At 60.9% G+C, this 7,318-nt stretch carries 6 protein-coding genes and 1 tRNA gene; 4 read left to right on the top strand and 3 right to left on the bottom strand.

The window, feature by feature from the left end:
* Positions 1 to 216 precede the first annotated feature (216 nt).
* The 4 genes from WA070_RS06190 to WA070_RS06175 are packed head-to-tail and all read left to right on the top strand — an operon-like array spanning position 217 to position 5,061.
* On the top strand, positions 217 to 753 hold the full coding sequence (locus WA070_RS06190) for a 2Fe-2S iron-sulfur cluster-binding protein (RefSeq protein ID WP_422633255.1): 537 nt from the start codon (positions 217 to 219) through the stop codon (positions 751 to 753).
* Positions 750 to 1,730, top strand: a complete 981-nt coding sequence (locus WA070_RS06185; protein WP_422633254.1) for an FAD binding domain-containing protein — start codon at positions 750 to 752, stop codon at positions 1,728 to 1,730. The genes WA070_RS06190 and WA070_RS06185 overlap by 4 nt, the downstream gene beginning before the upstream one ends.
* Before the next feature lie 3 nt (positions 1,731 to 1,733).
* Positions 1,734 to 3,968: a molybdopterin cofactor-binding domain-containing protein gene (locus WA070_RS06180; protein WP_422633253.1), complete on the top strand. Its 2,235-nt coding sequence runs from the start codon at positions 1,734 to 1,736 to the stop codon at positions 3,966 to 3,968.
* Positions 3,969 to 3,978: 10 nt separating this feature from the next.
* Positions 3,979 to 5,061, top strand: a complete 1,083-nt coding sequence (locus tag WA070_RS06175; RefSeq protein WP_422633252.1) for a catalase family protein — start codon at positions 3,979 to 3,981, stop codon at positions 5,059 to 5,061.
* A gap of 13 nt (positions 5,062 to 5,074) precedes the next feature.
* On the opposite strand, the gene WA070_RS06170 is transcribed toward WA070_RS06175, so the two are convergent.
* The 3 genes from WA070_RS06170 to WA070_RS06160 form a co-directional block, all read right to left on the bottom strand.
* Complete coding sequence (locus WA070_RS06170) at positions 5,075 to 5,419, bottom strand: hypothetical protein (protein WP_422633251.1); 345 nt, start codon at positions 5,417 to 5,419, stop codon at positions 5,075 to 5,077.
* Between the two features lie 365 nt (positions 5,420 to 5,784).
* Positions 5,785 to 7,005, bottom strand: a complete 1,221-nt coding sequence (locus WA070_RS06165; protein ID WP_422633250.1) for a tyrosine-type recombinase/integrase — start codon at positions 7,003 to 7,005, stop codon at positions 5,785 to 5,787.
* 186 nt (positions 7,006 to 7,191) lie between these two features.
* Positions 7,192 to 7,268: transfer RNA gene (locus WA070_RS06160), tRNA-Met, on the bottom strand.
* Positions 7,269 to 7,318: the final 50 nt, after the last annotated feature.

Here is a 7,318-nt window from a genome sequence, read left to right as displayed (position 1 = left end):
CCAAAACCAACATCCCGATCTCGCCGCCTGAAAATCCAGCCGGCTGCTTAAACCATCGAAATGAGGGGTCCCTTTTAGACGCCGATCACCCCGCTAACGGGGTCCTTTTTGCACGCCGATCCACACCCGAAGGTGATAAAGCCATAAGCAGCAGGATCATTGCGCCAGTCTGTGCGTTCCCAAATCGCAGTTCAAGCGACAAGGTGTTCAGCAGACATGAGTTCAAGTATTGCCGTGGCCATCGTGAACGGTGTTTCCAAACCACTACCTTCAGATCCGCGGCGGACGCTACTCGAATGGCTACGCGAAGACCTTAGGCTGACCGGCACCAAGAAGGGTTGTGATCACGGACAGTGCGGTGCCTGCACGGTTTTGGTCGACGGACGGCGGATAAATTCCTGCCTTTCGCTGGCGCAGTTGCATGAGGGTGACCGGATCGAAACGATCGAGGCCATCGGAGCCGCTGACGACCTCTCAGTCCTTCAACGTGCGTTTGTGACGCACGACGGCTTCCAGTGCGGATATTGCACACCGGGGCAGATCTGTTCGGCTAAAGCCATGCTGCAGGAGCTTGCCGAAGGATGGGCGAGCGCAGAGACGGACGACTTAACCACACGGCCATCTCCGACACCTGAGGAACTGCGCGAGCGGATGAGCGGCAATCTGTGTCGCTGCGGTGCCTATTCCAACATCATTGCTGCGCTGGAAGAGGTTATTTCGCTGGACGCAAACCGGCAGGGAGCATCAGCATGAAGGCGTTTGTTCTGGACCATGCCACGTCGGTCAAAGGCGCGCTCCATTCGTTGAAACAGGGTGGAGTGGCCATCGCTGGCGGCACCAATCTGGTCGATCTGATGAAGTTGCAAGTCGTAGCGCCGGACCGGGTCATTTCGCTCCGCCGCACCGAGCTTGGTGACATCACGGCTGACGGTGAGGGGCTGAACATCGGCGCCCTTGTCACCAATGCCGATTGTGCGGCCGACATGCGCGTGCGGGGAAACTGGCCGCTCCTGGCGAAAGCGATCCTCGCCGGTGCCAGCCCGCAACTGCGCAACCGTGCTACCACCGGCGGCAATCTTTGCCAACGCACCCGCTGCGGCTATTTCTACGATACCACCCAGGCGTGCAATAAACGCGATCCCGGATCGGGCTGCGCAGCGCGCAATGGCTTCAACCGCATTCATGCCGTGCTTGGCACGAGCGACTCATGCATCGCGACTTATCCAGGCGACATGGCCATTGCCATGCTTGCGCTTGACGCAGTTGTTCTCGTCGAAGGTGCAGCAGGCGCGCGTGAGATCCCGATTGCGGCATTTCATCGTACACCCGGTGACGACCCTTCGCGCGACAACGTGCTTGAAGCGGGCGAACTCATAACGGGTGTGCGGCTGCCTGCCCCCACAGGCGGGGTGCAGATTTACCGGAAGGTGCGTGATCGCGCATCCTATGCGTTCGCACTTGTGTCCTTGGCATTGGACCTGACGATGGAAGAGGGGCGCATCGCCCGCTGCGCGCTGGCGTTCGGTGGCCTTGGCACGGTGCCATGGCGGGATCCGGCGGTTGAGCAAGTGCTGATTGGGGAAACGCCAAATCCCGCACTCTTCGCAAAAGCGGCCGAAGTCCTGCTCATGGACGCACAAGGCTTTGGTAAGAACGATTTCAAGATCCCGCTCGTCGCGCGCGCTCTGGCCGCCACGCTGAACGAAGCCACCCGAACCGGAAGGGCCTGACCCATGCGCATGACTTTGGCCGACATGTACAACACGCCCGACGAGCGCAATCTGCTCGACACGATGAAGCAGGGCGTGATCGGCAAGCCGCTCGATCGCCCGGAAGGACCGCTCAAGGTCAGCGGCACGGCCACTTACTCCGCCGAGTGGAAGATTGAAGGCTGCGTCGAAGGCGTGCTGGTGCTGGCAGACGTCCCGCAAGGCACGGTCAAGACCATCCATAGCGACAAAGTGATGACAATGTCCGGCGTGTTGGCCGTGCTTGCCCACAAGGCCATGGTTCGACGTTCCACGCAGGGCACGGCGGGCAAGGCACCGGCGCAGGATGTCCAGACAGTCGACTACTTTGCACAGCCTGTCGCGCTGGTCGTAGCCGAAACCTTTGAGCAGGCCCGCGATGCCGCGCTTGTCCTCAAGGTTGAGTACAATGCCGCCGCAGATCCGGTGCCTTTCGACCCGGAAAGCCCGGATGCCAAGGTGGAAACGCCGTCAGACAGCAAGCCGGTCAAAGGTGGCGATCTGGATCAGGCGATGCGCGATGCCGCGTTCAGCATTGATGTCGAGTATGATACCCCCGGGCACGCCAGTGCCGCGATGGAGCCGCACGCGACGATTGCCGAGTGGCAGGAAGATCAACTGATCCTGCGCGGCAGCTATCAAATGCTGGCCTTTAATGTGAAAGAGATCGCCGATTGCCTGTCGATTTCGCCCAAGAAGGTCCGAATTATTGCGCCATATGTCGGCGGCGGTTTCGGCTCAAAGCTGGGCATCACGCATGAAGCCGTGGCAGCAGCAATTGCGGCGAAGGAACTGGGCCGCCCGGTCCGCGTGGTAATGACCCGCCAGCAGGTATTCCAGACCGTTATGCGCCGTTCTGAAACGCGCCAGCGTGTGCGTCTAGCCGCAGATGCGGCGGGCAAGCTTATCGGCCTCGGACACGAAGCCTATGTCTCCAACCTGCCGGACGAGGACTTTGCCGAGCCGGTCACCCAGGCGACCGAATTCCTGTATGGCGGTGAAAACCGGTTGCTCAAGGTTGAAGTCGCCCGGATCTGCCGCATGACGGCAGGCTCCGTCCGCGCTCCGGGCGAAGCCGTGGGCATGCAGGTATTGGAAGCGGCGATGGATGAACTTGCCGAAAAGGTCGGCATCGATCCCGTTGAACTGAGAAAGCGCAACCTTCCAGCCAAAGTGCCGGTTCAAGGGACACCCTATTCCTCACGGATGCTGGTTGAGGCTCTGGAACAGGGCGCTGCACAGTTCGGGTGGGAAAAGCGCCAGCCCAAACCTTGCCAGACGCGCGAGGGCGACTGGTGGATCGGCATGGGTGTGGCGAGCGCGGCCCGCGTCAACATGGTGATCCCCGCCGAGGCCCGAGTTACACTCAAGGCAGATGGAACCGCGCTGGTCGAAACTGATCAGACTGACATTGGTACGGGCTCTTACGCCATCTTCGGTCAGATCGCGGGCGAAATGCTCGGCCTGCCGGTCAGCAAAGTGGAGGTCGTCTTGGGTGATACTACCCTGCCACCGGGCGCCGGATCGGGCGGAAGCTTCGGCGCGATTTCGACTGGCTCTGCCGTTATGCGCGCTTGCGAGGCGATCCGAAAGAAACTGGGCAAGCAGATGGACTGCGATGGCGACGCGCTGGAGATCAGGGATGGCGCGGCAAGCCACGGCGGGCAAATGCGTTCGCTCGTCGATCTCCTCGACGGAAAGGACATTGCCGAGATCGGCTCGATCAAGCCGGGAAGGACCTCCAAGGATTTCTCGCAAGCCAGCTATGGCGCTTTCTTTGCGGAAGTCGGTGTGCACGCTTTCACCGGCGAGGTGCGCGTGCGCCGCATGACGGGCGCTTTCGGGTTTGGTCGCGTACTCAATACCAAGACCGCGCGTTCGCAATGCCTTGGCGGGATGGTATGGGGCATCGGCAGCGCGCTGACTGAAGAACTGGTCTTCGACGTGCGCGATGGCCACCTCGTCAACCACGATCTCGCCGAATACCACGTGCCGGTCCATGCCGATGTGCCCGCGCTCGAAGTGATCCTGCTGGAAGAGCGCGATGCCGCCGCCAGCCCGCTGCAGGCCAAAGGTGTGGGCGAGCTGGGCATTTGCGGCGCGGCAGGTGCCATTGCCAACGCCGTCTACAACGCCTGCGGCGTGCGCGTGCGCAGCTTCCCGCTCACACTCGACAAGATCATCCCCCTCCTACCCGACGCCTTTGTGTCGCCAGCCTGAAAGGCGCCCCATGATTGATTCTCCGCTTCGCTACCGCACCGATCTCGAACAACCACAGCCCGATGAGGCAGAGACGGATGCCAGCCTCGAAAAGTCGTTCGACCACATTCTGGAGACCACTGCCGAGGATTATGGCCACGCGGTTCGCGCAGTTCATGCCAAGGCGCATGGCCTGTTTGAAGGCACATTCACGGTAGACAGCAATCTGCCGCCCGAACTTGCGCAGGGCCTGTTCGCCAACCCCGGCACTTATCCCGCAGCTTTGCGTATTTCGACCAATCCCGGCGATATTCTCGACGACAACGTCGTGCTTCCGCGTGGCATCGCACTGAAGGTTGAGCGTGTGTCGGGTGAATGGCTTCCAGGCGTGGAAGGCGATGGGCAGGACTTCCTTATGGTCAACGGGCCGGTCTTTGCCGTGCCCACGCCGGACAAGTTCGCAGGCAAGCTCAAGTTCCTTGCCGCCACAACGGACCGCGCCGAGGGCGCAAAGGTGGCGCTGTCGACGGTGCTGGGGTTCATCAACTCGGTACTCGGTACAGTCGGCCTTGAATCGAAGGCGCTGGCCGGCATGGGTGGGTCGCCCCAGGTCCACCCACTGGGCGAGACCTATTTCAGCACCGTACCGTTCCGCTATGGCGATCACGTTGCCAAGTTCCGCCTGCGTCCACTTTCACCCGCGCTTACGGCCCTTACCGACACGATCATCGAAACATCGGGCCGCCCCGATGGTCTGCGCGAAACGATCCGCCAGGATGCTGCCACTCTCACCGGCGAATGGGCGTTCGAGGTTCAGCTTGCTCGCAATCTCGAAAAACAGCCGATCGAGGATGCCAGCGTTGAGTGGAAGGAAGAGGATGCACCGTTTGTCCAGGTGGCAACCTTGCGCGTCGAACCGCAGGACAGCTGGTCCGACGAGAAAGTGCAGCGCATCGACGAGACCATGCACTTTTCACCATGGAATGCGCTGGCAGACCATCAGCCGCTGGGCGGGATCAACCGCGCGCGCCGCCGCGCCTACAAGCATTCGTCGGATTTCCGCGTTCGGATCAACGGCTGCCCGTTCGCCGGGGGCGCTCAAGCGGTGAAATGAACCGGGGTCCCGGTCAGGCTTCGATCCTGACTGGGATCGCCTTGCTGGCGAGCGTGTCCGAAAGCAGGTCGCGCAGCGATAGCGGCACCAGCGGATTGAGTTCAGGAAAATAGCCTGCCACGCAACCGTCCGGCAAATCATAGGCAACGACCTTCAGTCCGGTCACGGCCCGTCGCCGATCGTGTTCCATCGCAGTCTCCAGCGTTACCCGTTGGCCTTCGCTAAGGCCCTGCCGCGCAATTTCGGCCTGCGACACCAGCAGCACCGTTCGCTCGCCGTCCAGCCTGCGCAATCGGTAGGAATGGCAATAGATCGTCGTGTTGAACTGATCGTTCGACCGTAACGTAATCAACCGCAACGCATCGCCTTCCGGTCCAGCGTTCAGCGCAGTAGGGTCGGTAAATTCTGCCTTGCCGCTTGCGGTAACTCTACATCACAACGCCAATCGTCATACGCCCATCGGCCAATCTCAATTGAACGTAATGGAAAAGCTGTCGGTCTGCATCTGGGGATCGAAAATACGCGCCTAAATGGCGACAAAGGGTCGATGACGGATCGACAGCTATAACCGCGCAGCGCAAGGAGCTCGCCCACAAGATTGGCCTGAGCTGCAAGCCGCGCGCGGTGAGCCTGGCCCTGCCAAGGCACCGCGCCCTGCCCGCGTTTAGAAGATGGTCAAACCCACCTGACAAAAAGAGCGTGGGGATAATGAGCGAACACCTACTAAAGACTGATTGATCGACCGGGTGCGTCAGCCTTTTGCGGCACCTCGATCATGCTGAACACATAATCCGCCCATTGCTGCAACATGCGCCGGCGCGGCGTGAGATAGAGGGCGCTGTTGTATGCGCCACGCACCTCATCGCGATCGGCATGAGCAAGGGCCATCTCGATCCAGTCAGGCCGATAGCATTCCGCTTCGTTCGCCCAGGTCGAAGCGATGCCCCTAAACCCATGCACCGTCTGTCGTCCGCGATACCCCATGCGATAGCAGCCATAGATCATCGTATTCTGGGATATGGGTGATGAGGGCTTGTCGCCTGCAAACACGTAGTGGCCGGGGCTGTAGATCCGCACCGCCTTGAGCAAATCTACAGTTTGGCGCGAAAGCGGCACGATATGTTCCCGTTCCATCTTCATACGCTCAGCAGGCACCCGCCAGATTGGGGCAGAGCCATCCAGCCCCTCAAATTCTTCCCAGGTGGCAAGCCGCGTCTCATTGGTCCGCGCCCATGTCAGTAGCGTGAACATCAGAGCATCGCGCGTCACCGCCCGGCGCCGGGGATTTTCGTCACCATCATAGGCGTGGATCGCCCTCACGAGCGCAGGCAATTCCCCTACCCCGACGCGCGGCATATGGCGCACCCGTGGCTTGGGGCGCAGCAGGGTAGCCAGTCCGGCAGCCGGGTCATGGCTGGCCCAGCCCTGCGGGATGGCGAACAGATAGATCTGGCTGACATGCTGCCGCAGCCGGCGGCTTACATCGAGCGCCCCGCGCGCCTCGACCGCCCGGAGCATCTCCAATATATCGGCGGCCGAGATCTGCTGGAGATCGCGCTGCCCCAGCACAGGAAACACGTCCCGCTCCAGACGCGAAAGGATGCGTGCTGCATGGCGAGGCTCCAGCGCGCTCACCCGATTGTCATGCCAGGCCCGTGCGGCAACCTCAAAGCTGACGATCGGCGCTGCCGCCTTGGGTCCGGGATCTTCGCCCCTGGCAAGGGCGAGCCTGGCCTCGGCGCGACGCAGACGTGCCTGTGCGAGAGTAACCTCAGGATAGCGTCCGAACGAAAGCAGCTTCTCTTTACCGTCGAACCGATATTTCATGCGCCAAAGGCGCGAGCCGGTAGGACGGACCAGCAGATAAAGGCCTTGGCCATCTGCCAGCTTATAATCCTTCGAACGCTTCGTTGCGTAACGAACCTCGAGCTCCTTGAGGGGCATGGGGGTATCTCCTGCTGGACGCAGGCGATTACCCCAGAAAATACCCCCAAATGCAAATCGACGTCCTGGGATTTGCCGCGCTCTGGTGATCCTCGTTGCGATCTCAGGAAACGGCGCAAATCCGCCAAAAAAGGGATAAAAAAAACCGCTCCGGGATGATCCGGAACGGCTTGATACTTATGTTTTTGGTTGCGGGAGTAGGATTTGAACCTACGACCTTCAGGTTATGAGCCTGACGAGCTACCGGGCTGCTCCATCCCGCGTCAACCTGTTTAGCCTCAAGCACCGGGGGGAACATCGGTTCCCCTGGCTT

This window comes from Sphingobium sp., from assembly GCF_049304695.1.
In the GTDB taxonomy this organism is placed as follows: Bacteria; Pseudomonadota; Alphaproteobacteria; order Sphingomonadales; family Sphingomonadaceae; genus Sphingobium.
Note: the sequence above shows the minus strand (reverse complement) of the source record. Positions and strands in the feature narration are given on the sequence as shown.